This is a genomic window from Microtetraspora malaysiensis, from assembly GCF_050947145.1.
GTDB classification, from domain to species: domain Bacteria; phylum Actinomycetota; class Actinomycetes; order Streptosporangiales; family Streptosporangiaceae; genus Microtetraspora_A; species Microtetraspora_A malaysiensis.
This window is the reverse complement of sequence record NZ_CP191998.1, coordinates 1,758,848-1,782,400: the sequence shown is the minus strand read 5'-3', so window position 1 is coordinate 1,782,400 and position 23,553 is coordinate 1,758,848. Positions and strand designations below refer to the sequence as shown.

General features: G+C 71.3%; 27 protein-coding genes. 12 read left to right on the top strand and 15 right to left on the bottom strand.

Translation table 11 applies throughout. The features are described 5' to 3' along the window. The first annotated feature begins 186 nt into the window (after window positions 1-186). The 3 genes from ACQP1V_RS08730 (at window position 187) to ACQP1V_RS08720 (ending at window position 1,955) form a co-directional block, all read left to right on the top strand. Window positions 187-1,038, top strand: coding sequence for an arylamine N-acetyltransferase family protein (locus tag ACQP1V_RS08730; RefSeq protein ID WP_433420688.1), 852 nt, complete (start codon window positions 187-189; stop codon window positions 1,036-1,038). A 56-nt stretch (window positions 1,039-1,094) separates the two neighbouring features. Beyond that, window positions 1,095-1,694: a hemerythrin domain-containing protein gene (locus ACQP1V_RS08725; RefSeq protein WP_433420685.1), complete on the top strand. Its 600-nt coding sequence runs from the start codon at window positions 1,095-1,097 to the stop codon at window positions 1,692-1,694. 69 nt (window positions 1,695-1,763) lie between these two features. After that, window positions 1,764-1,955: a hypothetical protein gene (locus ACQP1V_RS08720; protein ID WP_067130278.1), complete on the top strand. Its 192-nt coding sequence runs from the start codon at window positions 1,764-1,766 to the stop codon at window positions 1,953-1,955. Window positions 1,956-2,051: 96 nt separating this feature from the next. Here ACQP1V_RS08720 and ACQP1V_RS08715 read toward each other — a convergent pair whose 3' ends face one another. Both ACQP1V_RS08715 and ACQP1V_RS08710 read right to left on the bottom strand, forming a co-directional pair. After that, on the bottom strand, window positions 2,052-2,378 hold the full coding sequence (locus ACQP1V_RS08715) for a DUF3817 domain-containing protein (RefSeq protein WP_433420682.1): 327 nt from the start codon (window positions 2,376-2,378) through the stop codon (window positions 2,052-2,054). 23 nt (window positions 2,379-2,401) lie between these two features. Continuing rightward, the gene (locus ACQP1V_RS08710; RefSeq protein ID WP_433420679.1) at window positions 2,402-3,223 is read right to left on the bottom strand and encodes an SURF1 family protein; all 822 of its coding nucleotides are present in this window, start codon (window positions 3,221-3,223) and stop codon (window positions 2,402-2,404) included. A gap of 237 nt (window positions 3,224-3,460) precedes the next feature. Between ACQP1V_RS08710 and ACQP1V_RS08705 the strand changes: the two genes are divergently transcribed. Together ACQP1V_RS08705 and ACQP1V_RS08700 are read left to right on the top strand one after the other, a co-directional pair. Continuing rightward, window positions 3,461-3,634: a hypothetical protein gene (locus tag ACQP1V_RS08705; RefSeq protein ID WP_169806527.1), complete on the top strand. Its 174-nt coding sequence runs from the start codon at window positions 3,461-3,463 to the stop codon at window positions 3,632-3,634. 179 nt (window positions 3,635-3,813) lie between these two features. Then, window positions 3,814-5,253, top strand: a complete 1,440-nt coding sequence (locus ACQP1V_RS08700) for a flavin-containing monooxygenase (RefSeq protein WP_433420677.1) — start codon at window positions 3,814-3,816, stop codon at window positions 5,251-5,253. A gap of 44 nt (window positions 5,254-5,297) precedes the next feature. Here ACQP1V_RS08700 and ACQP1V_RS08695 read toward each other — a convergent pair whose 3' ends face one another. From ACQP1V_RS08695 to ACQP1V_RS08655, 9 genes are read right to left on the bottom strand one after another with little or no spacing between them, the layout of a single operon-like run. Next, window positions 5,298-5,648 carry a cupin domain-containing protein gene (locus ACQP1V_RS08695; protein ID WP_433420674.1) on the bottom strand — a complete coding sequence of 117 codons (351 nt, stop codon included), beginning with the start codon at window positions 5,646-5,648 and terminating at the stop codon, window positions 5,298-5,300. 43 nt (window positions 5,649-5,691) lie between these two features. Beyond that, on the bottom strand, window positions 5,692-7,068 hold the full coding sequence (locus ACQP1V_RS08690) for an NAD(P)/FAD-dependent oxidoreductase (RefSeq protein ID WP_433420671.1): 1,377 nt from the start codon (window positions 7,066-7,068) through the stop codon (window positions 5,692-5,694). Beyond that, window positions 7,065-8,231 carry an ABC transporter ATP-binding protein gene (locus ACQP1V_RS08685; RefSeq protein WP_433420668.1) on the bottom strand — a complete coding sequence of 389 codons (1,167 nt, stop codon included), beginning with the start codon at window positions 8,229-8,231 and terminating at the stop codon, window positions 7,065-7,067. The genes ACQP1V_RS08690 and ACQP1V_RS08685 overlap by 4 nt, the downstream gene beginning before the upstream one ends. Then, on the bottom strand, window positions 8,221-9,015 hold the full coding sequence (locus tag ACQP1V_RS08680) for an ABC transporter permease (protein WP_387408580.1): 795 nt from the start codon (window positions 9,013-9,015) through the stop codon (window positions 8,221-8,223). The genes ACQP1V_RS08685 and ACQP1V_RS08680 overlap by 11 nt, the downstream gene beginning before the upstream one ends. Beyond that, window positions 9,012-9,917, bottom strand: a complete 906-nt coding sequence (locus tag ACQP1V_RS08675) for an ABC transporter permease (RefSeq protein ID WP_433420665.1) — start codon at window positions 9,915-9,917, stop codon at window positions 9,012-9,014. The genes ACQP1V_RS08680 and ACQP1V_RS08675 overlap by 4 nt, the downstream gene beginning before the upstream one ends. Beyond that, window positions 9,902-10,987, bottom strand: coding sequence for an ABC transporter substrate-binding protein (locus ACQP1V_RS08670; protein ID WP_433420662.1), 1,086 nt, complete (start codon window positions 10,985-10,987; stop codon window positions 9,902-9,904). Before ACQP1V_RS08670 ends, ACQP1V_RS08675 begins: the two co-directional genes overlap by 16 nt. Next, window positions 10,980-12,491, bottom strand: coding sequence for a 2Fe-2S iron-sulfur cluster-binding protein (locus tag ACQP1V_RS08665; RefSeq protein WP_433420659.1), 1,512 nt, complete (start codon window positions 12,489-12,491; stop codon window positions 10,980-10,982). The genes ACQP1V_RS08670 and ACQP1V_RS08665 overlap by 8 nt, the downstream gene beginning before the upstream one ends. After that, a complete protein-coding gene (locus ACQP1V_RS08660) occupies window positions 12,488-13,684 on the bottom strand; it encodes an FAD-dependent oxidoreductase (protein ID WP_433420656.1) in 1,197 nt (398 codons plus the stop codon). Before ACQP1V_RS08660 ends, ACQP1V_RS08665 begins: the two co-directional genes overlap by 4 nt. A 3-nt stretch (window positions 13,685-13,687) precedes the next feature. Next, window positions 13,688-14,062 carry a (2Fe-2S)-binding protein gene (locus ACQP1V_RS08655; RefSeq protein ID WP_433420653.1) on the bottom strand — a complete coding sequence of 125 codons (375 nt, stop codon included), beginning with the start codon at window positions 14,060-14,062 and terminating at the stop codon, window positions 13,688-13,690. A gap of 226 nt (window positions 14,063-14,288) precedes the next feature. Between ACQP1V_RS08655 and ACQP1V_RS08650 the strand changes: the two genes are divergently transcribed. Then, the gene (locus ACQP1V_RS08650) at window positions 14,289-14,912 is read left to right on the top strand and encodes a TetR/AcrR family transcriptional regulator (RefSeq protein WP_433420650.1); all 624 of its coding nucleotides are present in this window, start codon (window positions 14,289-14,291) and stop codon (window positions 14,910-14,912) included. Between the two features lie 68 nt (window positions 14,913-14,980). Here the strand turns inward: ACQP1V_RS08650 and ACQP1V_RS08645 are convergent, their stop codons facing one another. Beyond that, the gene (locus ACQP1V_RS08645) at window positions 14,981-16,879 is read right to left on the bottom strand and encodes a gamma-glutamyltransferase family protein (RefSeq protein ID WP_433420649.1); all 1,899 of its coding nucleotides are present in this window, start codon (window positions 16,877-16,879) and stop codon (window positions 14,981-14,983) included. A gap of 142 nt (window positions 16,880-17,021) precedes the next feature. Continuing rightward, window positions 17,022-17,603, bottom strand: coding sequence for an NADPH-dependent FMN reductase (locus tag ACQP1V_RS08640; protein WP_433420646.1), 582 nt, complete (start codon window positions 17,601-17,603; stop codon window positions 17,022-17,024). A gap of 210 nt (window positions 17,604-17,813) precedes the next feature. On the opposite strand from ACQP1V_RS08640, the gene ACQP1V_RS08635 reads away from it, so the two are divergent. The 4 genes from ACQP1V_RS08635 to ACQP1V_RS08620 all read left to right on the top strand — a co-directional run bounded on the left by ACQP1V_RS08635 (window position 17,814) and on the right by ACQP1V_RS08620 (window position 20,894). Next, on the top strand, window positions 17,814-18,152 hold the full coding sequence (locus ACQP1V_RS08635) for a winged helix-turn-helix transcriptional regulator (protein ID WP_433420643.1): 339 nt from the start codon (window positions 17,814-17,816) through the stop codon (window positions 18,150-18,152). A 93-nt stretch (window positions 18,153-18,245) separates the two neighbouring features. After that, window positions 18,246-19,373 (top strand): sensor histidine kinase, encoded by a 1,128-nt coding sequence (locus tag ACQP1V_RS08630; protein WP_433420640.1) that lies wholly within the window; start codon window positions 18,246-18,248, stop codon window positions 19,371-19,373. Continuing rightward, window positions 19,370-20,032: a response regulator gene (locus ACQP1V_RS08625; protein WP_387408569.1), complete on the top strand. Its 663-nt coding sequence runs from the start codon at window positions 19,370-19,372 to the stop codon at window positions 20,030-20,032. The genes ACQP1V_RS08630 and ACQP1V_RS08625 overlap by 4 nt, the downstream gene beginning before the upstream one ends. A gap of 214 nt (window positions 20,033-20,246) precedes the next feature. Beyond that, entirely contained in the window at window positions 20,247-20,894 is a 648-nt protein-coding gene (locus tag ACQP1V_RS08620; RefSeq protein WP_433420636.1) for a phosphatase PAP2 family protein, read from the top strand. Here the strand turns inward: ACQP1V_RS08620 and ACQP1V_RS08615 are convergent. After that, window positions 20,848-21,024, bottom strand: a complete 177-nt coding sequence (locus tag ACQP1V_RS08615; protein ID WP_433420633.1) for a response regulator transcription factor — start codon at window positions 21,022-21,024, stop codon at window positions 20,848-20,850. The genes ACQP1V_RS08620 and ACQP1V_RS08615 overlap by 47 nt on opposite strands. A gap of 220 nt (window positions 21,025-21,244) precedes the next feature. After that, on the bottom strand, window positions 21,245-21,871 hold the full coding sequence (locus ACQP1V_RS08610) for a hypothetical protein (RefSeq protein WP_433420630.1): 627 nt from the start codon (window positions 21,869-21,871) through the stop codon (window positions 21,245-21,247). Between the two features lie 371 nt (window positions 21,872-22,242). Here ACQP1V_RS08610 and ACQP1V_RS08605 point away from each other — a divergent pair, with 371 nt between their 5' ends. Then, on the top strand, window positions 22,243-22,443 hold the full coding sequence (locus ACQP1V_RS08605) for a hypothetical protein (protein WP_067129145.1): 201 nt from the start codon (window positions 22,243-22,245) through the stop codon (window positions 22,441-22,443). A gap of 2 nt (window positions 22,444-22,445) precedes the next feature. Beyond that, the gene (locus ACQP1V_RS08600; RefSeq protein WP_433420627.1) at window positions 22,446-23,552 is read left to right on the top strand and encodes an urease accessory protein UreH domain-containing protein; all 1,107 of its coding nucleotides are present in this window, start codon (window positions 22,446-22,448) and stop codon (window positions 23,550-23,552) included. The last annotated feature ends 1 nt before the right edge of the window (window position 23,553 follow it).

Below are 23,553 nucleotides of genomic sequence, written 5' to 3'. Positions count from 1 at the left end.
GTGCAGATCCGGTGCACAGATGAGATGGGCCGGGGTTCCCCGGCGCCGGACCGATGACCGCGTCTCGCTTTCCGCGGCGTACTCCAGCCACCCCGCGTGGTACTTCTGATCTCCTCTGGTGTGATCCCGTTCGGTGGCCGCCGCGATCGGCGGAACGGCCCGCGGCGCCCCATGTACCGTGAGCCGGTGATTGAGCGATATCTCCGGCGGCTGGGGCTGAACGACGCGCCGCCCAGCGTGGAGGGCCTCTTCCGGCTGCAGCGAGCTCACGTCGAGCGCGTGCCGTACGAGAACCTGGAGATCTGGCTGGGCCGCCCGACGACGGTGGATCCGATGGAGTCGGCCCTGCGGATCATCTCGGGGAGGGGCGGGTACTGCTTCCACCTCAACGGCGCCCTCTCCCTGCTGCTCGAACGGCTGGGGTACCAGGTCACCCGGCACTACGGCGGGGTGCAGGACACGCCCGACAAGGCGCCGGGCGCCAACGGCAACCATCTCGTCCTCGTGGTCTCCGGCCTGCCGTCGGAGGACAACCCGGAGGGCCGGTGGTTCGTGGACGCCGGACTCGGCGACGGGATCCACGAGCCGATCCCCCTCGTGGAGGGCGCCTACGGGCAGGGCCCCTTCCAGTACGGCCTGCGCCCGTCGGAGAGCGACCCGGGCGGCTGGCGGTTCGAGCACGACCATCGGTGCAGCTTCACCGGCATGGACTTCCGGGCCGAGCCGACCGGGATGGACGCCTTCACCGCGTCGCACGAGCATCTGTCGACGTCTCCGGAGTCGGGGTTCGTCCGGGCGGCCGCGATCGCCCGGCGCGACGCCACCGGGGTCGACTCCCTGACCGGACTCGTCCTCAAGCGGATCGGCTCGGAGACCGGCTCCCCCACGACGCTCGACCGGCCGGAGGACTATTTCGCGGCGCTGGCCGACGTCTTCGGAATGACGCTCGACGACGTGTCCGCCGCCGAGCGGGACAAACTCTGGCAGCGCCTGTACACCGCGCACGAGCGCTGGCTGCGCCGCGACGACCCCTCCTGAGAGGTTTCGGCTGGTAGGGAAGGGTAGGCCCAGACAGGACCCGGAAGGAGGAGCACATGGACCGCCAGACGACGCCGGAAACGATGCGTGAACACGACGTCATCGACCTGCTACTGCGGCAGCACAGCCTCATCAGGGACCTGTTCGACGAGGTCGACAGGAGCCAGGGAGACGCCCGCACGGAGTCCTTCGCGCGACTGCTTCGCCTGCTGGCCGTACACGAGACGGCGGAGGAGGAGATCGTGCACCCGTTCGCCCGGCGCAAGCTGGTCGACGGCGAATCGATCATCAACAGCCGACTGAAGGAGGAGCGCGAGGCCAAGGAGATGCTGTCCCGCATGGACGGCATGGACACCTCTACTTCCGAGTTCTCCCGGCAGTTGCAGATCCTGCGGGCCGCGGTGTTCGCGCACGCGGCCGCCGAGGAACGCTACGAGTTCGCCGAGCTGAGGGCCACGACGAGCCAGGCCGAGCGCCGGGCGCTGGCCGTCGGGGTCAAGGCGGCGGAGGCGCTCGCGCCCACCCACCCGCACGCCGGGGTCGAGTCCGCCGCGGCGAACCTGCTGCTCGGGCCGCCGGTAGCGATCATGGACAGGGCGCGGGACGTGATCCGCAAGGCGATGAGCAAGAAGTCCACAGGCGAGGGCACCAAGTAGGCCGCCAGGAACTCGGCCGTGTCCGCGGACGTTGTCACTGGCGACGCTCTGGACGGAAAGGCCCGGACAATGTCTCCACTCGGGAAGTACTACATCGGCGCGGCGGCGGTTTCCGTGCTCTCGCTCTGGTTGCTGCCGAGCCTGATCGCCTGGCTCGTCGTGATCGGCGTTCTTGGCGGGCCGGTCGTCGCCTACTTCATGCTCGACGAGTCCCAGCGGGCTCGGCTGCGCCGGATCAGACGCCGCCAGATCGGGCGTTGACCCACGCCCGCCGAGCCGGCGGCCGCACCTGGTGAGAACACAGCGGCGCCCGTGACCCATCGAAGGTCACGGGCGCCGTCGCCGTTTCGGACGAGGTCAGGCGGCGGCCGCCGCCGCCTCGATCTCGCGGTTCACCCGCACGGTGGCCTTCTTCTCCACGACGAACGACAGGAACGGGATGGTGCCTGAGATCAGCACCAGCAGCAGGTATCCGACCGGCCAGCGCGCCTTGAGCCCCAGGTTGAGCGCGGTCAGCAGGTAGACCATGTACAGGAAGCCGTGGACCGGCCCGATGATCGCGACGAAGGTGCCACTGTCGAACATGTACTTCGCCACCATGGCGGCGCAGAGCAGGAGGAGCATCACACCGACGATGTAGGCCATGACGCGGTACGGCTTGAGCGCTGATTGCACGACGATCATTACCTCTGCTGGGAAAACTGTCCTCACACGATATCCGCGACCGGCGCCGGTCCGTTCGCCGGTCCGGCCGCCCCGGACCCGTCGGGCGACCGCTCCCCCGCCCGCGCCTCGCGTACGGCGTCGCGGACGAAGTGGTACCACATGAACACGGCGAAGATCGCGAAGATCCACCACTGCGCGGCGTAGGCCAGGTTGCGCCAGGTGAGCCCGCCGCCGACGGTGGGAGGGGGCACCGCGACCGACTTGGCGGTGGGGGACGGGGCCGGGTCGGCCGCCACGACGAACCCGCTGCGCAGCCTGCCGTCCGGCCACAGGTTGATCAGCTCGCTGGTGGAGACGGTGGCGACCTGGCCCGTGGGCAGGGTTCCGCTCCGCTGTACGGCGTCGGTCTGCTCGGCCGGGCGGAGCCGTCCGGTGACCGTCACCGTCCCCTCGGGCACGGCGGTCGCCGGATCCGTCGCCGTGGGGATCCAGCCCCGCACGATCGGGACGGCCGTCCCGTCGGCCAGCCGCAACGGTGTGAGGAGCCAGAAGCCGCGCCCGCTCGCGACCCGCCCGCCCGGCGCCGAGACGTCGGGCTCCCGGTCGGCGACCAGGAGTTGCCCCTTGGCGTCGTAGGTTCCCTGAGCGGTCACCAGGCGCCCGGCCACGTCCGACCCTGTGTGGCCGTCCAGCCGGGCGAGTTCGGCGACGGCGACGGGGGCGGGGTCGGAGGCCGCCAGGGGCCTCCCGGACGCCTCGAATTCACCGAGCTGCCAGCGTCCCAACAAGAAGAAGGAGACCAGCACTCCGACCAGCAGCAGGTGAAGGGCCACCAGCCGGGGCGAGAACAGGATGCGGAGCATGGCTAACACGCTATCCGGCGCCCACGGCGGTCCGGCACGCGTGGTCCGGCAGGCACCGCCGAGCAGCACAATCGAGCAGCACAACCGAGCAGCGCGGGCAGGAAGCACGGGCAGAAAACCCGGTCGGGAGGGCGGTCTGGAGGGGCGCGTCCACAGCGTTCGATCAGCGTCCACGCTGATCGCGAAAAGCGACAAAAGGACGCCCTGGACGCGAAGGATCTCGGTAAAGTGCCTCTCATGTCCGAACCGCAGATTGACCCGGCCCAGAACACGCAGGCGTTCCGCGCCTTCGCCCGGGAGCAGGAAGTCGAAGCCGCCAAAGAGCAGCCCTCCCGGCTGCCGATCTGGATCGTCGTGGGGGTCGTCGCCGTCGCCGCGATCGCCGTCGGGGCGTACCTGCTGCTTTCCTGATCCCGCGTCGCCGGCCGTCTCCGCCCGGCGGACATCCGCGTACCCGCCGCCGACGACCGCGCCCGTCGGCGGCTTTCGCATGCCCGCGGCCGTACGCTCCCTGGACCGGGTGCCACCTTCGCGTTAAATTGGACAATTGTTCCAATAGGAGCGCTTTGCCGGCACGCCGAGGGGGCCGCATGGGGATCGCGATCATCGGGGCGGGCTTCGCGGGGCTGTGCATGGCGATCAAGCTCAAGGAAGCGGGCTACCACGACTTCGTGATCCTGGAGAAGGCCCCCGACCTCGGCGGGACCTGGCGGGACAACACCTATCCGGGATGCGCCTGCGACGTGCCGTCGCCGATGTACTCGTTCTCGTTCGAGCTGAACCCCGGCTGGTCCCGGATGTTCTCTCCGCAGGAGGAGATCTGGGCGTACCTGCGCGACTGCGCCGGGAAGTACGGCCTGACACCGCATCTGCGGCTCGGCGTCGAGGTCACCGGGCTGGAGTACGACGACGACCGCAACGTGTGGCGGGTCTCCACGAGCGCGGGTGAGCCGTTCACGGCCAACGCGGTCGTCTCCGGGATCGGGGCGCTGCACGTGCCGTCGTTTCCCGACATCCCCGGAAAGTTCGCCGGTCCCGCCTTCCACTCGGCCCAGTGGGACCACTCCGTCGATCTGGCCGGGAAGCGGGTGGCGGTGATCGGGACCGGCGCGTCGGCGATCCAGTTCATCCCCCGGGTCGCCGAGGTGGCGGCCGAGCTGCGGCTGTTCCAGCGCACGCCGCCATGGATCCACCCCAAACCGAACATCGTGTTCTCCGAGCGCGCGAAGCGGATCCTCCGGCTGCCCGGAGCCGCGCGTACGGCCCGGAACGCGATCTACTGGCTGCTGGAGTCGCGCGCGCTCGGCTTCACGATCGACCCCCGGCTGATGCGGGCCCACCGGCGCCTGGCCGAACGGCATCTCGCCCGCCAGGTGGCCGACCCCGCGCTCCGCGCCAAGCTGACCCCCGGCTACACGATCGGCTGCAAGCGCATCCTGCTGTCCGACGACTTCTATCCCACGCTGACCAGGGACAACGTCGAACTCGTCACGGACGCCGTCACCGAGATCCGGGACCACTCGATCGTCGACGCGACCGGCCGCGAGCACGAGGTCGATGTGATCGTCTACGGCACCGGCTTCAAGGTCGCCGACGCGCTGAACGAGCAGCGGATCGTCGGAAGGAACGGCAGGAAGATCCAGGAAGCCTGGCAGAACGGCGTCGAGGCCTACCTCGGCATCACCGCCTCCGGCTTCCCGAACCTGTTCTTCCTGCTCGGCCCCAACACCGGACTCGGCCACAACTCGGTCGTCTTCATGATCGAGTCCCAGGTCCGGTACGTCATGGACTGCCTCCGGCTGCTGTCCAGGACCGGGGCCAAGGCGATCGACGTACGGCCCGAGGTCCAGCGGGCGTACAACGACCGCCTCCAGCGGCGGCTGGACCGGCTGGTCTGGTCCGACGGCGGGTGCACGAGCTGGTACCTGGACGAGCACGGCAGGAACCGCGCCGTCTGGCCCGGATTCAGCTTCGAGTACTGGACCCGCACCCGCCGGATGCGCCCCGGCGCCTACGAGCTGCTCCGCTGACCCGGTCCCCTCGGGGATCACCCCTCGATGGCGCTCATGACGTGTCAGAGGCGAGTGGTCACGTAGGTCTTGCGCACGGATTCGTGGACGCGCCACTCCCCCTGCCAGCCCGCGGGCATGACCAGCGTGCTCCCGGGGCCGACCTCCTGGATCGTGCCGTCAGAGCCGACGATGGTGGCCCGTCCGGACAGGATCTGGCAGACCTCGTGGTAGCCGTCGCGTATGGCGGTGAAAGTGCCGGGGGTGCACTCCCACACCCCGGCGCGGGTCTTGCCGTCGGCGGAGGTCCACGCCGTGAGCGACGCCTCCCGCTGTTCTCCGGCGATCGAGGTCGGCTTCGGCGCGTACGGCCCCAGCTCGGCCATGACAGCGTCGGGCACGACGATGCTCTGCAATGCTCTTCTCCTTGTCAGCGAATCCGCCGGACGGTTCAGCAGGTCAGTGGCGGCGGGCCACCATGTCGGCGACCTTGGCGATGGGCGACGTGGTGGAGCGCCCCTCCACGATCTCGGCCCGGTCGGCGGCCCGGTACGCCGCGTACATGCCGCGCACGCCGATCCAGCGCAGCGGCTCCGGCTCCCATTTGCGCACCTTCCGGCCGACCCAGGGCAGCCGGGTCAGCTCGGTGTCGGCGCCGAGCACCAGGTCGCGCAGGGTACGGCCGGCCAGGTTGGTGGTCGACACGCCGTGTCCCACATACCCGCCGGCCCAGCCCAGCCCGGTCCGCGGGTCGAGCGACGCGGTGGAGCACCAGTCGCGCGGCACGCCGAGCACCCCGCACCAGGCGTGCTCGACGGCCGCGTCGCGCACCGCCGGGAACAGCCGGACGAGGGCGTCCTGGAGCGCGCGCACCGTGGTGGCGTGCGTGCGCCCGTCGTCGTCGGTACGGGAGCCGAACCGGTACGGCACGCCGCGCCCGCCGATCGCGATGCGGTCGTCGGCGGTCCGCTGGGCGTAGATGTAGGCGTGCGACATGTCGCCGAGCAGCTCGCGGCCCTCCCATCCGATCTCGTCCCAGACCCGCTGGGGCAGCGGCTCGGTGACGATGAGCGAGGAGTTCATCGGCAGCCAGGTCCGGCGCTCGCCGCCCAGCCCGGCGGTGAACCCCTCTGTGGCGCGCAGCACGAACTTCGCCCGAACGGTGCCGTACGGCGTGCGCGCCTCGTGCGGCACGATCTCGGTGACGGGGGTGGACTCGTAGATGCGAACCCCGAGTTCCTCGACGACCCGGGCCAGTCCCTGGACGAGCTTGGCCGGCTGCACCCGGGCGCAGTTGGGGCTGAACGAGGCACCGAGCGCGCCGTCCACCCGGATCCTGGCCGTGGTTTGCCCGGCGTCGAGAAGTTCCAGGTCGTCGTCACCCCAGGAGCGGGCGGTGCGCACGCCCGCGCCGAGCCGCGGCAGGTGCGAAGGGGCGTGCGCGACCCGGAGGATCCCGCTCTTGACGATGTCGGCGTCGATGCCCTCCGCCCGCGCGACCGCGATGACCTCGTCCACCGTCGCGTTCATGGCCCGCTGGAGGGCGTACACGCCCTCGCGGCCGTGCGTCTTGGCGAACCTGCGGGGCGACCCGGCCAGGGCCGCGGTCAGCCACCCGCCGTTGCGACCGGAGGCGCCGTACCCCGCGAACTTACGTTCCAGGACGACGACGTCGAGGCCGGGGTCGGCCTTCTTCAGGTAGTAGGCGGTCCACAGGCCGGTGTACCCGGCGCCCACGACGCAGACGTCGGCCGAGACGGAACGTTCCAGCGGAGGACGCCGGGCGGGGATCCCGACCTCCCGGTACCAGAACGACACGCCGCCGTTGACGGTCACGTGAAGATCCTTTCAATGGTCGGGTCGTCGGGCAGCAGGACGCCGTCCTCCGGATGCCAGCGCAGGGTGGCCCGGTCGCCCGCGCGCAACCCGCTGAGCGCGCCGGCCTGCTCGCGGACGAGGCCGCGGGCGCCGCCGGGCAGGATGACCTCCAGCTTGCGCGCCGCACCGAGGTAGATCTCCTCCGACACGGTGACGGGGACCGCGTTGCCTCCGGACGCGTCCCCGGAGGCGCTTGCCGGCGCGTCGGGGGTGAGCCGCAGCCGCTCCGGCCGCACGACCAGCGCGGCGTCCGTCCGCCCTCCCCCGATCCGGCCGGGCGCGCGAACGGCGAAGCCGTCCCCGGCCAGCGTCGAGCCGCCGCCGTCCGGGCTCGCCGTACCGCGCAGGATGGTGGACTCGCCGAGGAAGCGCGCCACGAAGAGCGTCGCGGGCCGCTCATAGAGCTCGTGGGCGGTTCCGACCTGCTCGATCCTGGCGTTGTTGAACACCGCGATGCGGTCGGAAAGGATCAGCGCCTCCTCCTGGTCGTGGGTCACGAAGACGAACGTGGACCCGACCTCCCGGTGGATGCGTTTGATCTCCAGTTGGAGGAACTCGCGCAGCTTGCGGTCGAGCGCGCCGAGCGGCTCGTCCATGAGCAGGACGCGCGGGCTGAACACGATCGCCCGGGCCAGGGCGACCCGCTGCTGCTGCCCGCCGGAGAGCTCGGCCGGGTAGCGGGCGGAGTGGCCGGGGAGCTGGACGGTCTCCAGTGCGGCGGCGACCAGTCGGCGCCGCTCCGCCTTGGGGACCCTGCGCTGGCGGAGCGGGAAGGCGATGTTCTCCTCGACGGTCATGTGCGGGAAGAGCGCGTAGTGCTGGAAGACGACGCCGATGTCGCGTTTGTGCGCGGGGACGCCGCCCACGGGACGTTCATCGATGTCCAGCGCGCCGGCGGAGATGTCGGTGAACCCGGCGACCATGTTCAGTGTGGTGGTCTTCCCCGACCCCGACGGGCCGAGGAAGGTCATGAACTCCCCCGGCTCGACCGTCAGGGTGACGTCGTCCACGGCGACGGAGGCGCCGAAGCGCTTGGTCATCCCGCGCAGGTCGATGCGGGCCCCCCTGAGGGTCGGCGCGGCTGTCTGGGCGGTCCCGCCTGCGGGCCGGTCAACGGGCACGGTTCCTCCTTGCGGACAGGGCGAGTCCACCGGTGACCAGGACCGTGGTGAGCGCCAGGATCATGGTCGCCGCGGCGGCGAGGGTCGGGTCGGTCTCGCGGGTCACACTCGAATACATCTGCACGGGCAGGGTGACGAGGGCCGGGCTCTGGATGAACAGCGAGACCACGACCTCGTCGAACGAGGTCACGAAGGCGAACAGCGCGCCCGACACGACACCGGGCATGATCAGCGGCAGCGTGACCTGACGGAAGGTCGCCCAGCGACCCGCGCCCAGGCTCGCCGCCGCGGCCTCCAGGCGTACGTCGAACGTCCCCAGGGACGCCGACACGGAGACGACCACGAACGGCAGGGCGAGCACGGTGTGCGCGGCGACGAAGCCGGCCAGGGAGCCGGCGAGCTGGAACTTCAGGAAGACCGCGTAGACGCCGATGGCGACGATGATCCCCGGAACGATCATCGGGGCGAGCAGGAGCACGCGGGCCGCCGCGGCGCCACGCCTGCTCGTCCAGCGGCTGAGCCCGAACGCGGCGGCGGTGCCGAGGACCGTCGCCACCACGGCCACCAGCACGCCGACCAGCAGCGAGTTGGCCAGCGCGGCCGTCCAGGCGGGATCGCTGAAGAAGTTGGCGTACCACCGGGTGGACCAGCCGGTCGGCGGGAAGGTCAACGACACCTTGTCGGTGAAGCCGAGGGGGATCACCACCAGCGTGGGCGCGACCAGCCAGGCGGCGACCAGGACGCCGGTCAACCACAGCGCGGCGCGGGCGAGACGGGCGCTCATCGGACGGCCGCCCGGGTCCGGCGGCCGGCGCGCATGGCCAGGCCGAGCAGCCCCATCAGCAGCAGCGTGGTCGCGAAGAGCACCACCGCCATGGCGCCGCCCCTGCCCCACATGAGCATGCCGCTGACCTGGGTGTACATGAACTGCGAGATCAGCGCGTCGCTCGGCGAGCCGAGCAGCGCGGGCGTGACGTAGAACCCGAGCGAGGTGATGAACACCATCGTCGATCCGGCCGCGACCCCGGGCAGGGAGAGCGGCACGAAGACCCGCAGCAGTGCGACGATCGGCCGGGCCCCGAGGCTCTGCGCGGCGGTGAGGAGCCGCCGGTCGATGCCGCTCATCACCGAGTAGAGCGGCAGCACCATGAACGGCATGAGGATCTGCACCATGCCGACGAGCACCCCGGTCCGGCTACGGACCAGGCCGAACGGCCCCAGGCCGAACAGCCCGAGGAAATCGTTGACCACGCCAGTGTCCTGCAGGAGCACCAGCCAGGCGAAGGTACGCACCATCAGGCTGGTCCAGAACGGCAGCATGACGATCAGCAGCAGCGCCGCCCGCGCCCTCGGCGACGCCACCGTCATCAGGTACGCGTACGGGTAGGCCAGGGCCAGGCAGATGAGGGTCGCCCACAGCGCGGTCGAGAACGTCCGGGTCAGCACGGCGACGTTGGCCGGGGAGCCGAAGAACCAGGAGAAGTTCTCCACCCCGGGCTCCGGGGTGGAGAACGCACCGACGAACGTCCGCGCCACCGGGTAGGCGAAGACGGCCAGGAGGACGAGCAGCGCCGGGACGATGAGCAGGAACGGCCAGTGCCGGGCCAGCCTCCCCGGCCGGCCGGAGGGCGGGGGCGCGGTCCCGGCCCGCCCACCGGAGGCGACGGGGGTCAGGAGAGCAGCCACTGCTGGAACCTGTCGTTGACGGCGTCCCGGTTATCGCCCCACCACACGTCGTTCACCTTGATCTGGGTGTCGAGGTGGGTCGTGGGCAGGTTGTCCTTGGCCGAGGGGTCGATCTTGTCCTGGGCGCCGACGTTGACCGGTCCGTACGGCAGGTACTTGGTCAGCTCGGCGGTGGGCTCGGCGGAGGTCATGTGCGCGATGAGCTTCATCGCCTCGGCCTTGTTCCTGGTGCCCTTGGGGACCACCCAGTAGGCCTCCTGCGACAGCCACGAGTCCCACGCGATCGCGATGGGCGCGTTGGCCGCCGACTGGAGGGCGCGGGCGATCCACACCATGCCCATGACCGCCTCGCCGCTCTCCAGGTACTGCTGGGCCTGGGCGCCGGTCTCCCACCAGATGAGCTGGTCCTTGATCGTGGCGAGCTTCTTCAGCGCCCGGTCCACGTCGATCGGGTAGAGGTCGGCGGGCGCGACGCCGTCGGCCAGCAGGGCCATCTCGAAGATGCCCCCGCCCACGGACTTCCACGCGGTGCGCTTGCCCGGGTACTTCTTCACGTCGAAGAAGTCGTCCCACGGCTTGGGCGCCGCGCCGCCGGTCTTGTCCGAGCGGTAGGCCAGCACGGTGCCCTCGACGTCGGCGCAGATCCGGTAGGTCTGGGCGTACCCCTCGATGATGGACGCCTTGTCGATGACGGAGTAGTCGATCGGCTCCAGCCACTTGGCGTCGGCGTCGCCACCGAAGTCGTTGCCGACGACCACGATGTCCCAGGACGGGTTGCCCGACTCGGCCTGCGCCTTGATCTTGGCGTTGTCCGAGGGGCCGTCTTCCTTGATCGTGAGGCCGTTCTTCGCCGCGTACGGCCCCCACAGGGCCTTGGCCTGGAACTTCTGGTAGTCGCCGCCGTAGCTCGCGATGGTGAGGGTGCTGCCACCACCGCCGCCCGCTGACGAGGAGAAGCCGCCGCCGCAGGCGCTGAGCAGGCCGGAGGCCGCGAACAGGCCGAGACCCTGACCGCCGCGGACGAACAAGGTACGGCGGGAGAGCTTCCCGTGCGCGCCGGTGTCACTCACTGGTTCCTCCTGAGGAAGATGGCCGCCCAGCCTGGCCGGGCGAGAGCGGGTGGGGGGAAATTTCCGGCAAGGCCGGGTTCTCGGGCGACCACCGGGCCAGGCGGGCGCCCGCGTCGGCGCCCGTGGTCAGGGACTCGGCGGGGTCGGTGATCCCGGCCGCGCCGCCGGCGACGGCCACCCCGTCCGGCAGCGCCGTACCAGCTCCCGAGTCGAGCGTGATGTCGCCGTGGTAGAGCCGCTGGAGGAGCAGTTCCTCGGCCGGGCGCCGCTCCGCCGAGACCACGACGACGTCGCAGTCCAGCCGTACGGCACGCCCGCCGTGTCCGGGCTCGACCACCAGGCCGGTCACCCTGCGGCGGCCGAGGGCCTCCCGCACGGTGTGTCCCGTCAGGTGCGGCACCCCCGAGGCCGCGACTCCCGACGGGAAGGACGCCGCGGCGTCCGAACCGGCCTCGGCCTCGCCCCGGGCGTCGACCAGGGCGACGACCTCGACGCCGACCGCGCGGAGCTGCGCGGCCACCGCGTAGCCGTACGCGTCGCGGGTCACCACGACCGCGCGGCGGCCGGGACGTACGTGGTCGATGTTGACGAGCCGCTGAACCGCGCCCGCGAGCATGACGCCGGGCCGGTCGTTGCCCGGGAAGAGCAGCGGCTGGTCGTAGTCGCCGGTCGCGACCAGCAGCCGCGCCGGTCGCAACGTCAGCACCCCGGACGGGGTGTGGACCGGCAGCACGCCGCCCTCGTACCAGCCGAGCGCGGTCGATCCGGTCAGTACCTCGATCGCGGGATGCGCGGCGGCCCGGGCGGCCAGCTCGGCGGCCAGCACGAAGCCGGGCGCCGCGCCGCCGTCCGGCGTGCGGACCGGAGCCGTCTCCGCGCGCAACGCGCCTCCCGGCCCGGCGCCCTGGTCGACCAGGACGACCTCCAGCCCGGCGTCGGCGGCCGCCAGCGCGCCGGCCAGCCCGGCGACGCCCGCGCCGACGACCGTCAGCGCGGACCGCCGCTCGCCGAGGCCGGGCCGCGCGGCACGCGCGATCGCGTCAGGTGTGGCCTCGCGCCCGCCGCCCGCGATCAGGCCCATGACCCGCTCCGCGAGGTGGGCCAGGCGGGGCGAGCGGCGGAACAGCCGGAACTGGAAGCCCGCCGGGATGAACGGGGAGAACCGGTCGATCACGCCGAACAGGTCGTGGTCGGCGCTGGGCCAGGCCCGCTCGCGCCGCACCGACTCGCCGCCGCGCAGCGGCGTCGCGCACCCCGGCACGCCGTACTGGCCGTCGATCGTGAGCTGGCAGCTCGGACACGAGGGCGCGCCGCAGGTCAGGCCGATGCCCCGGGGGCGGTGGTACTTGAAGCTGCGCGACAGCACCCGGACCCCGGCGGCGTGCAGGGCGGTCGCCACCGGCTCGCCCTCGTACCCGTGCAGGGTGCGGCCCTCGAAGGTGAAGGCGACCCTGCGGGTCCGCTCGTACGGCACGGCCGGATGGTCGATGATCCGCAGGTTCACGCGGCCTCTCCTTCCTCCGCGGCGACCACGAGGGTGCCTTCCTGGATGAGTAGGCCCTCGTGCAGCCGGGTGACCGAGAAGGGCCGGATCAGCTCCGGCATGACGCCGTCGTGGATGCCCCGCGCGAGCAGCGCTCCGGCGGCGGGGGCGCCCATGAAGCCGTAGACCCATCCACAGGTGAGGTGGAAGCCACCGACCTCCGGAACCGGGCCGATCACCGGGGAGAGGTCCTCGCTCTGGTCCACGAGCCCGGCCCAGTGCCGCAGCAGCCGGGCCCCGGCCAGGCGGGGCAGCAGCCGGACGAACTTGGCCGCCATGTCCAGGAGCAGGTCATAGGTGCCGTTGAGGCTGTCACTGACGTCCGGGATCGGCAGCTCGGTGCCGCCGACGAACTCGCCCCTCGCGGTCTGGTGGCAGTAGCCGAGCAGTTCCAGGGTGGCGAGCGCGGGCCGCAGGAACGGCGCCACGGACTCGGTGACGATCATCTCCAGACGGCAGGTGCGGGTCGGGAGGGCGACCCCGGCCATCTCGGCGACCCGCCGGGCGGCCCCGCCCGCCGCGTTCACCACGATCGGCGCGGAGACGTCGCCCTTGTCGGTGCGCACGCCTCTGACCGCTCCGCCGGCGACATCGACGCCGGTGACGGTCACCCCGGTGTGCAGCTCCACTCCGAGCCGGGCCGCGGCCCGGGCATAGCCCCAGACGACGGCGTCGTGGTGGGCGAACCCGGCGTGCTCCTGGTAGACGCCACCGAGCGCGAGGTCGGGGTTGACCTCGGGGGCGATCTTCCGCGCCTCCTCGGCGGTGACGAACTCCGAGCGGACACCCAGCGCGGCCTGCCGTACGACGTCGGCCCGGCAGCGCTCGACCTGCTCGGGGGTGGAGGCGAGCACGAGGTAGCCGCTTCCGGAGAAAAGCACGTTGAAGTCGAGTTCGGCGGAGAGCGTGCGCCAGCGGCGCAGCGACTCGTCGAACAGACCGCACCATTCCGGAGAGCCGAAGGCCGAGCGGATCATCTCGCCGTTGCGCCCGCTGCCGCCCCCGCCGGGATAGCCCCGGTCGAGCACGGCGACGTCGCGAACGCCCAGTTTGGCCAGCTCGTAGGCGAGGGCCAGGCCCTGCACGCCGGCTCCGACGATGACCACGTCGTACGCGCGGCGCAGCGGGGTGCGGGCGGCTCCGGGGATCGCCATCGCTCAGGCACCCCCGGTCGTCGCGCCCACGGCGCCGGTCCCGCCGGTCTCCGGGCCGATCTCTGGGCCGATCTCTGGGCCGATCTCTGGGCCGGCCTCCGCGGCGGCGGCGAGCAGGCCGAGGGCGACGGGCCGCAGCGGCGGCCGCGCCGTGGGGCGCCGGGTCACCGTCTCGCCCGCCGTCTCGCCCGCCGGCTCACCGGTCAGCTCGCGCAGCAGCGACATCACCGCGCCGGCGCAGTGCTTGCCCTGGCACGGTCCCATGAAGGCCGCGGTCGCCCGCTTGAGGGTCTCGGGATGGGTGTAGCCCGCCGCGTACGTGGCGCGGATGTCCTCCACAGTCACGTCGTGACACGGACACACGATCGTCTTGCCCATCGACCCCCTCCGGATCAGTCGCTCGCCGGACCGCTCATCTGCTGCCGAAAGGCGCTGGCCGAGCACCCCGTCCGGTAATACCGCATTATTAGAAGAGGGCCTTCATGTGCTTGTCAATAGGGGTTTTGCAGTTCCTTTCAGGCGCGATCCACGGCTATAGTTCGACCGGCGCGACAGGCGCGCCAGGTCGCCCTGCGCGTAGGACCGGGCGAAGAAGGGGCGAAGGGTGGACGCGGCACTGCAGTTGCGGACCGACGGTCAACGAGGCCGGATCCTGGCCTCCGTCATCGAGCTGGTCTCCGAGATGGGCTACGAGCGGGTACGGCTCCGCGACGTCGCCAAGCGCGCCGGAGTGTCCATCGGAACCCTGCAGCACTACTACGAGACCCGTGACGGCCTGATGCTGGCCGCCTTCGCCCACCACACCGGCAAGGTCGTTCAGGGGTTGGAGGAGATCGCCACCCGGGACGCCGAGCCGTGGGACCGCATCCTCGGACTGGTGGAGTACATCACGCAGCCGCGCGGCTTCCGCAACCGATGCCTCGCCTTCATGGAGATGGCCGCCGCGTCGGCCAGGGACAAGGAGCTGCGCCGCCTCTTCTGCCTGCAGTACGACGGCTGGCGCGCCCCGATGAAGGCCGCGATCGAGGAGGGCCTGGCCGCCGGGGTGTTCCGGGTCTCCTCGGACGTCGACGAGACCGTCGACCTGATCCTCACCCAGATCGACGGCCTGGAGATCGCGGTGGCGACCCAGGTGGCCGGGATGACGCGGACCCGCATGCGCGACGCCCTGCTCCGCGTGATTTCCGTGCACCTCGGCCTGCCGCCGTACGCGCCCGACGCGTCCTAGCGGTCAGGTCCGCGCCGCCCCGGCCTGACGGGTGCGCGGCGGATCGACCCCGCCGCGCACCCGTCCTGTCAGCGGGTCGGGGACACGACCAGGGCGCTGCCGCCACCGCGGCGCACCGGCTCCGCGACCGCCTGGACCCGGCCGCCGCTCAGGAACTCCAGCCCGGTGGCGGCCCCGATCTCCGGCGTCGTGGTGAACGCGTGGCCCCGCGCGGTCAGCTCCGGACCGTAACGCTCGACGAAGGCGGGCTCGGCCTGGGTCGCGGCGATGTTGCGCTGCGAGGCCCGGGGCGCGGCGACCGCCTCCGGCAGGGACATCCCGAGGTCGAACCGGTTGACGAGGATCTGCAGCACGGTCGTGATGATCGTCGCGCCGCCCGGCGAACCGACCGCGAGCAGCGGTTTGCCGTCCTTGAACACGATCGTGGGGGCCATCGACGAGCGGGGCCGCTTGCCGGGAGCGGGCAGGTTGGGGTCACCGGAAGCCGGGCCGAACGTGAAGTCGGTCAGCTGGTTGTTCAGCAGGAATCCGCGCCCGGGCACCACGATGCCGTTGCCGCCGGTCTGCTCGATGGTGATGTTGTACGCGACGACGTCGCCCCACCGGTCGGTCACGACGAGGTGCGTGGTCTCCGGCCCCTCGGGCTTCTCCCCCTGAACGCCCTTGTCCTCAACGCCCTTGTCCTGAACACCCTTCTCCTGGGCTCCCTTGTCCGGTACACCCTTGTCCGCGGCTCCGCCGTCCTGCGCCGGGGACGCCGCCGGGCAGGGGCCGTACGTCCCGTCGGGCGAGCCGGGCGGGGCCGGGTCCGGCAGCGCGGCCGGGCCGATGAGGCAGGCCCGCTCCTTGGCGAACCCCTCCGACAGCAGCTCGTCCAGCGGCACGTTCACGTACGCGGGGTCGCCGACGAACGCGTTCCGGTCGGCGAACGCCAGCCGCGACGCCTCCAGGTACGCGTGCAGCGGGGCGGTGGCGGTCTCCCCCGTCGCGGCCAGGATGCCGAGCGCCTCGCCGACCGTGGAGCCGCCCGAGGACGGGGGCGCCATGCCGTACACGTCGAGCCCGTTGACCGTGACATGTGTGGGCGGGCGCTCGACCGCGCGGTAGTCGCGCAGGTCGGAGAGCTCCATCAGGCCGGGCCGCACCACGCGGGTCGAGCCCGGCGTGACCGGCGGGCGCTTCACCGTGGCGACGATCTCCGCGCCGAGCACCCCGCCGTACAGCCAGGAGGGGCCGCGCCGGCCCAGCTCGCGGTACGTCGCGGCGAGGTCGGGGTTGCGCAGGACGGACCCGACGGCGGGTGGGCGCCCTCCGGGCAGGTAGATCCGGGCGGTGGAGGGGAAGTCCTTGAACCGGTCGGCGTTGTCGGCCGTCTGGTCGTGGAACGTCTGGTCGACGACGAACCCGCGCGCGGCGACCTCGATCGCGGGCTGCAGGGCGCGGCTGAGCGGGAGCGTGCCGAACCGGCGCAGCGCGAGATCCCACTGCGCGACGCTGCCGGGCACGCCGGCCGAGAGCCCGCTGGTCACCGCCTCGGCGAACGGGATGCCCTCGAACGCGGTGGCCGTCATGGCCCGGGGCGCGGTCTCCCTGCCGTCGATCGTGGACACGGTTTTGCGCCGGGCGTCGTAGTAGACGAGGAAGCCGCCGCCGGCGAGGCCCGCCGAGTAGGGCTCGGTCACGCCGAGCGTGGCCGCCGCCGCGACGGCGGCGTCCATGGCGTTGCCGCCCTGTTTGAGGATCTTCAACGCGGCCTTGCTGGCGTCCAGATCGACGGTGGCGACCGCGCCGCCGTACCCCTCGGCGACCGGGACTTTCCCGGTCGCCCAGCCTGGTGCCGCGTACGTGCGGATCTCTTCCGGCGTCGCCTGGGCGGGCGGGGCGACGAGGCCGGTGAGGGAAGTGACAGAGGTGGCGAGGGCGAGGGTGAGCGGTGCGAGGGCGCCGCGGCGTGCCGTGATGCGCATGGGTGACCTCCGTAGATCACTCCAGCATGACCGAGAGGGTCAGAAAGCGCCATGGCGGGTCCGCGTCGGGCCGGGGCCCCCGGCCCGGACCGGGGGAACCACCGCCCTTCCGGCCCGTGGTCCTCTGCGATCCGCTACGGGATCACCGGCCCTCGGGGCCACGCAGGTGCCCGAGGGCCGGGGCGGTCCTGGCGATCTCGGCGAGCATCGCGTCGGCGGCCTGGTTCATGACGTCATTGGGCCGCACGCGCCCGTCCTCGTCCACGAACTCGCGGACGAACGGGATGGTCACCGCCTCGACGACCGGCAGCATCTTCAGCCCGGAGACGACCTGCTTGAGCATCTGCACGGCCCGGGTGCCGGCGGACACGCCGCCGTAGCTCACGAACCCGGCCGGCTTGTACTGCCACTCGCCGTGCAGGTAGTCGAGGGCGTTCTTGAGCACGGCGTTGAAGCTGTGGTTGTACTCGGGGGTCACGAACACGTACGCGTCGGCGCGCTCGACCGTCGTACTCCACTCCTTGGTGTGCTGGTGGACGTACTGGCGGAGCCGGGGGTGGTGCGGCTCGTTCATGAACGGCAGGTCCACCTCGGCGAGGTCCACGATCTCGACCTCGAAGGCGCCATTGGCGACGGCGCGGTCGCGGAACCACTCCGCCACCGGGAGGCCGACCCGTCCGGGACGGGTGCTCGCCACGATGATCTGCAGAATCGGCTTGGACATAATGCTCCTTAAGGGAATATAACGGACACTTGACTACTCAACATAGCGTAGCAACTAAGAATTCCTTATCATGGGGAGCGTCGCACGGGCGAGGGTGGAACAGACTCGACAGCGTGGGAGCGCCGAGCGATCATCAGACCGGAACGCGAACCGCGGAGCTCCAGAGGGGAACCGGGGATCTTCCGGGAGATCGGGACAGTTGGGGAGGACATGACCGAGGCGCACTCGACCTGTTCCAGGTTCCACATCGCCGTCGAGCTCATCGGGGCCCGCTGGTCAGGCGCGATCATCCAGGCCGTCTTCGCCGGGCGGCACAGGTACGCCGAGATCAAGGAGTTCATCGACGGGGTGAGCGACACCATGCTCGCCCAGCGGCTACGCCGCCTCGAAGGCGAGGGGATCATCGAACGGCGGGTCATCCCCAGCTCCCCCGTCCGCGTGGAGTACCACCTCACCGACAAAGGCCTGGAGCTCGAACCCGTCATCAAGGCCCTGATCGACTGGTCCGGCAAATGGATCCGGCCCTCCGGAGCCGCCGGCGAGGCGTAGATACTCCCGTCGGCGTAGTGGCCGGTCCCGCACCGGGAGGATGAACTCGTCAGCGGTACTGGCTACCGTGCACATGTGCTCGCCCGCTTCCGAATGTCGCGAATCGCACGGCTGGCCCTGCCGCCCGCCGTGGCCGTCGCCCAGGTCGTCGGCACGTACCACGTGCAGCAGTTCCAGCTCGTCAGCGAGAGGCTGGGCCGGGAACCACTGGACTGGCGGGGGTGCCTGCTCCTGCTGGTCGGGCCGATCGCCCTCGCGGTCCGCCGCAGGTGGCCGGTTGTCGCGCTGTGGGTCACGCTGGCCGCGACCTGGGACTACCTGCTGCTGGACTTCGCGTACGGCTACGTGTTCATCAGCCCGATCATCCTGATCTTCTGGGCGGTCATCTCCGGACACCGCCGGGCCGCCTGGCTCTCCTCCGGGGTCACCTACCTCTTCTTCGTCGCGTACGCCACCTGGCTGATCCCGGTGCCGCAGGGCTGGTTCCACCACACCGCGGTCGCGGCGTTCCTGCTGCTCACCCTCACCGTCGCCGAATTCACCCGGGCCCGGCGCGAGCGGCTGGTCGAGGCGAAACGCGTCGCCGCCGAGGAGACCAGGCGCCAGGCCAGCGAGGAACGGCTCAGCATGGCCCAGGAACTGCACGACGTCCTCGCGCACAACATCTCGCTGATCCACGTCCAGGCGTCCACCGCACTGCACCTGATCGACGACCACCCCGAGCAGGCGCGCACCGCCCTCGCCACGATCAAGCAGGCGTCCAAGGACGTGCTGACCGAGATGCGCGGCGTGCTGAGCCTCCTGCGGGACGGCGCGCCGCGCTCCCCCACCGCCGGGATGGACCGGCTGGACGAGCTGGTCGAGAACAGCGGCCTGCCGGTGACGGTCACGATCGACGGCGACGTCCGGCCGCTGCCCGCGGGGGTGAACCGCGCCGGGTACCGGATCGTCCAGGAGTCCCTCACCAACATCACCCGGCACGCACCCGGCTCCCGGGTCGCCCTCCGGGTCACGTACGGCCCGGACGATCTGGCCATCATCGTCGAGGACGACGGCACGGGCGCGGCGACAGCCGTACACGGACTGGGCGGCGGAAACGGCATCCCCGGCATGCGCGAGCGGGTCGCCACCCTCGGCGGGTCGCTGACGGCCGGTCCGCGCCCCGAGGGTGGTTTCCGCGTGACCGCCACCCTCCCTCTACCCGCCGAGGAGACCAAGTGATCAGGATCGTGCTCGCCGACGACCAGGCCCTGGTCCGGGCCGGGTTCCGTGCGCTGCTCAACGCCCAGGACGGCATGACCGTGGTGGGCGAGGCCGGCGACGGCGCGCAGGCCGTGGACCTCGCGCGCGAGCTGCGTCCCGACGTGGTGCTGATGGACATCCGGATGCCCGGCGTGGACGGCCTGACCGCGACGAAGACCATCGGGGCGGACCCCGCCCTGGACGCCACCCGGATCATCATGCTGACGACGTTCGAGCTCGACGAATACGTCTTCGAAGCCCTGCGGAACGGCGCGAGCGGCTTCCTGGTCAAGGACACCGAGCCCGCCGAGCTGATCCAGGCCGTGCGCGTGGTCGCCTCCGGAGACGCACTGCTGTCGCCGGGCGTGACCCGCCGCCTCATCTCCGAGTACGCCGCCCGGTCGAAGTCGCCGGGCACGGCGCGCGAGCTGGGCGTGCTCACCGAACGGGAGCGCGAGGTCCTCGCCCTGGTCGGCACCGGCATGACGAACGACGAGATCGCGGCCCGGCTGTACATGTCCCCGGCGACCGCGAAGACCCACGTGAGCCGCACGATGATGAAGCTCCGCGCCCGCGACCGCGCCCAGCTCGTCGTGATCGCGTACGAGTCGGGCCTGGTCCGGCCCGGCTGGCTCTGACATCCGGCGACACCGTCGGGGCAGATCCGGAACGACCGGATGTCCCGGCCCGGTCGGCATCCGGCGACGCCGGACGGGCAGATCCGGAACGATCGGAACTCGCGCGGATTGACAAGGTCAACCCCGATCCGCGACCTCGGATGAACGCATGCACTCGCGAATGGCCGTACTGTCCTGTGATCAGTTAACGATCGGTTACGGCACGGAGAACAGTATGGATCCGAAGTTGGACGACATCCCTGACGTCAGCGTGGAGCTGTACCGGGACGTCGTGGATTTCGCCGGACAAACCCCCCATTGGTTCCAGACGTTCGTCGAGGTCGGCACGGACGCGGTGCTCTTCGTCTTCGCCGCGCTCTTCCTGGGCGCGTGGTGGCGGGCCAGGAAGCGGGACGACCGCGCGATGGCCCTGGCGTTGCTCGCGCCCGTGGCGATGGTGGCGGCCTACGTGGGCAGCGAGGTGATCAAGACGTTCATCCAGGAGGACCGCCCCTGCCGGCTCGTGTCCGGCGTCGTCACCATCGCGCAGTGCCCTCCGCTGGGGGACTGGTCGCTGCCGAGCAACCACTCGACGCTCGTCGCCGGAGCCGCGGCCGCCCTGGTCGTCGCCTGGCGCCGCACCCTGCCGTACGTGGCGATCCTGGCCGTGCTGGGCGCGTTCTCCCGGGTCTTCGTCGGCGTTCACTTCCCGCACGACGTCCTCGCGGGCATGCTCCTGGGCGCGATCGCCGCTCCCCTGATCATGCTGGTCCTGGCGGTGCCGGTGACGTCGCTGGCCGGATGGGCCCGGCGCACGGCCGCCCTGCGCGTCCTGCTCACCGACGCGCGGACGCGTCCGTCGGTCGGGACTCATAGGCGATGAGCGCCGCCTCCACGCGGTTGCGCACCCCGAGGCGGCTCAGGATCGTGCTCATGTACGTCTTGACGCTGCCCTCGGCGAGGTGAAGCCGGCGGCCGATCTCCCCGTCGGACAGCCCTCGGACATCGGCCACGGCCGTACCTCGTCGCCGGGCTCCTCCTGGCTGTGCGACTCGACCCGCGTCCCGACGACCCCGGCCACGCCGCACAGGGCGGGCGCCACCCGCTGTTTCATCACTGTCGGTTGACATTCCGCCACCAATCCGTGACCCTTGTATCGAGCCGGTCCCAACGGGACACGGAAGACGTGGAGCCGGGAACCCCCGCACAGCCGGGAGCCCGGCTCGGCGCGTTTCAGCGGCCTTTTCGCTTCTCGTACGCGACATCGACGAGTGCCGTGTGCGTCTCGTACCAGCTCGACCAGTTGCTCTTTTCCTCCACGAAGGCACGCCGCCAAGCCGCTGCGCATGCGTCGGCCACCCACAGCAGTGGATCCGCGGACGGCGGCGCCTGATGTACGGCGACGTCCGTAAGGTGACCGGCAGACCGCAGGTGCGCGATCGTCCGCATATCGGCCGCGCGGAGGGCGGCGTCCTCTCGCTGCTCGATGGTGATCTGCTCGGCTCCCGCCTTGGCCAACCACGGCAGTAGGTCGTCGAGAACGAGTCGGCGGACGTGCTCGCGCTCCTTGGGATCCCGATATCCGGTACAACATCCCAACCAAAAGGTGACTCCGCGCAACATCCCAAGGGTCGCCACGATCCGCGCCTTGCGCTGCTTGTCCTTGATCCTGGACACGTGCAATCTGCCGAACCCATGCTTGGGGTCGATGTCCTCAGGTTGAACCAGCGATCGAAGGAAGGCCCTCAGCAGGTTCGCCTCAGCGTCTTCCACCACAGCCGCCGCGACAAGATAGATGCCCTGCCTGCTTTGCGCCGGTTCCACATCGGCCTCGTCGAGGAAGGCGGCAAGGCGACTCATGGTGCTCCTTTGGGAATGGGGAGCACCAGCCTAGAGCTGCACGAAGTCACACATGGTCAGATTACATAACTCTGTGCGACAAGGCGCGCGACTACGGGAGTACGGCGGAGCCGGGGGGAAACGCCACCGGAACGGTAGGCGGGGACGCTCCGCTCCGCGGATGCACCCGCCGCGCCGCCTCGGCACGCCGGACGACGTGGCGAACGCGACGCCGCCCCTCGCCTCGGACGCGCCACCCTGGCTCACCAAGGAGGCGATCGACGGTCGCGGGCGGCCGGGTGATGTCCTGACGAAGCCACTCAATTGTTACTGGTCGTCAGGGGTCGGCGACGTTAGGTTGCGCACGTAGGCCAAAGCCCAGGGAGGACCATGTGAGGTCAATCGCGCGCTTTTGCGGCAACTGCGACTGCGGCTGCCCCGAGCTCTTCGTCGACTCCTCCGCGCCCCCGGAGCGCCAGGTCGTGATCACCGACGACTTCGGACAGCGGGTGGAGATGAGCCTCGATCAGTTCGGCTCGATCGTCGAGGCCGCGAGGAACGGCAGCCTGGACGATCTGGCGCTCGTCACCTGAGCGTGGGCCCGGCCGCCCTCTTCGCGAGCGGGCTCGCGGCGGGCACCGCCTCGTGCGCGGCGGTCCAGGGGGGTTTGCTCGTCGGCCTGGTCAGGCCGACGAGTACGCGCTCCGGGCCGTCCGCGCGCGCCGGGCCCTCCATCGGCACGACGACCGAGGCCGGGGCCAACACGGCGGCGGTGGGGGCGTTCCTCACCGGACGGCTGGCCGCCCACACACTCCTCGGCGGGCTGCTCGGCCTGGCCGGCTCGGCCGTACGGCTGGGCGCGTCCGTGCGCGCGGTGCTGCTCGTCGGCGCCGGGCTCATGGTCGCCGTCCACGCGGTCCGGCTCCTGCGCCGTCGCGGCGGCGTCGCCTGCGTCGGCGGTCCCCAGGGACGCTCCGCAAGCGCGGAGCGCACGGAATGCGCGGAGCGCACGGGATGCGCGACATGCGATGACCCCACGCGATGCTCCGGTTGCTCGGGCGGCCACGACATCCCGGCGGCCGCGCCGAGTCGGGCGACGCGGTCACCCGTACGGCGTGGCCTCGCGCTCGGCACGGCCACGCTGCTCGTGCCCTGCGGCGTGACGATCACCATGGAGGTCGCCGCCGTCTCCAGCGGGTCGGCGTTCGCCGGCGCGGCGGCGCTGGCCGGGTTCGCCCTCGGCACGGCCCCGGCCCTCGCCGCGCTCGGACTGCTGCTGCGCCGCCTCGCCTCGTCCCGGCTGGCCGTACTGGCCGCGGTGGCGGCGCTGGCCGCCGGGCTCTTCACCGTCGCGTCCGGGCTCAGCCTGGGCGGATGGCTGCCCGGCGCGGGTCCCGCCGCGCGGGCCGATTCGGTCCCGGCGGCGTCGGCCGGGCCCGACGGTGTCCAGCGGATCACGATCTGGGCGACCGAGCGCGGGTTCCGGCCGGGCATCGTCACGGCCCGGGCCGGCCTGCCCCTGGAGATCGTCTTCCGCACGCGGGACAACTACGGCTGCACCCGCACCGTCACCGTCGACGGTCACGACGTCGTGCTGCCCGTGACCGGCCAGGACGCCGTACGGCTGCCGCCGCGCGGGACGGGCGACCTGCGCTACGCGTGCGGCATGGGGATGTACGCCGGGTTCATCCGCTTCATCTGAT

Bases quoted from the DNA above. Each gene is read 5' to 3' on its own strand.
- ACQP1V_RS08700 (WP_433420677.1), top strand. From the start codon at position 3,814: ATGGGGATCGCGATCATCGGGGCGGGCTTCGCGGGGCTGTGCATGGCG.
- ACQP1V_RS08635 (WP_433420643.1), top strand. From the start codon at position 17,814: ATGACCGAGGCGCACTCGACCTGTTCCAGGTTCCACATCGCCGTCGAG.
- ACQP1V_RS08725 (WP_433420685.1), top strand. From the start codon at position 1,095: ATGGACCGCCAGACGACGCCGGAAACGATGCGTGAACACGACGTCATC.
- ACQP1V_RS08715 (WP_433420682.1), bottom strand. From the start codon at position 2,378: ATGATCGTCGTGCAATCAGCGCTCAAGCCGTACCGCGTCATGGCCTAC.
- ACQP1V_RS08655 (WP_433420653.1), bottom strand. From the start codon at position 14,062: ATGGGCAAGACGATCGTGTGTCCGTGTCACGACGTGACTGTGGAGGAC.
- ACQP1V_RS08645 (WP_433420649.1), bottom strand. From the start codon at position 16,879: ATGCGCATCACGGCACGCCGCGGCGCCCTCGCACCGCTCACCCTCGCC.
- ACQP1V_RS08640 (WP_433420646.1), bottom strand. From the start codon at position 17,603: ATGTCCAAGCCGATTCTGCAGATCATCGTGGCGAGCACCCGTCCCGGA.
- ACQP1V_RS08710 (WP_433420679.1), bottom strand. From the start codon at position 3,223: ATGCTCCGCATCCTGTTCTCGCCCCGGCTGGTGGCCCTTCACCTGCTG.
- ACQP1V_RS08705 (WP_169806527.1), top strand. From the start codon at position 3,461: ATGTCCGAACCGCAGATTGACCCGGCCCAGAACACGCAGGCGTTCCGC.
- ACQP1V_RS08630 (WP_433420640.1), top strand. From the start codon at position 18,246: ATGTCGCGAATCGCACGGCTGGCCCTGCCGCCCGCCGTGGCCGTCGCC.
- ACQP1V_RS08720 (WP_067130278.1), top strand. From the start codon at position 1,764: ATGTCTCCACTCGGGAAGTACTACATCGGCGCGGCGGCGGTTTCCGTG.
- ACQP1V_RS08680 (WP_387408580.1), bottom strand. From the start codon at position 9,015: ATGAGCGCCCGTCTCGCCCGCGCCGCGCTGTGGTTGACCGGCGTCCTG.
- ACQP1V_RS08610 (WP_433420630.1), bottom strand. From the start codon at position 21,871: ATGAGTCGCCTTGCCGCCTTCCTCGACGAGGCCGATGTGGAACCGGCG.
- ACQP1V_RS08660 (WP_433420656.1), bottom strand. From the start codon at position 13,684: ATGGCGATCCCCGGAGCCGCCCGCACCCCGCTGCGCCGCGCGTACGAC.
- ACQP1V_RS08620 (WP_433420636.1), top strand. From the start codon at position 20,247: ATGGATCCGAAGTTGGACGACATCCCTGACGTCAGCGTGGAGCTGTAC.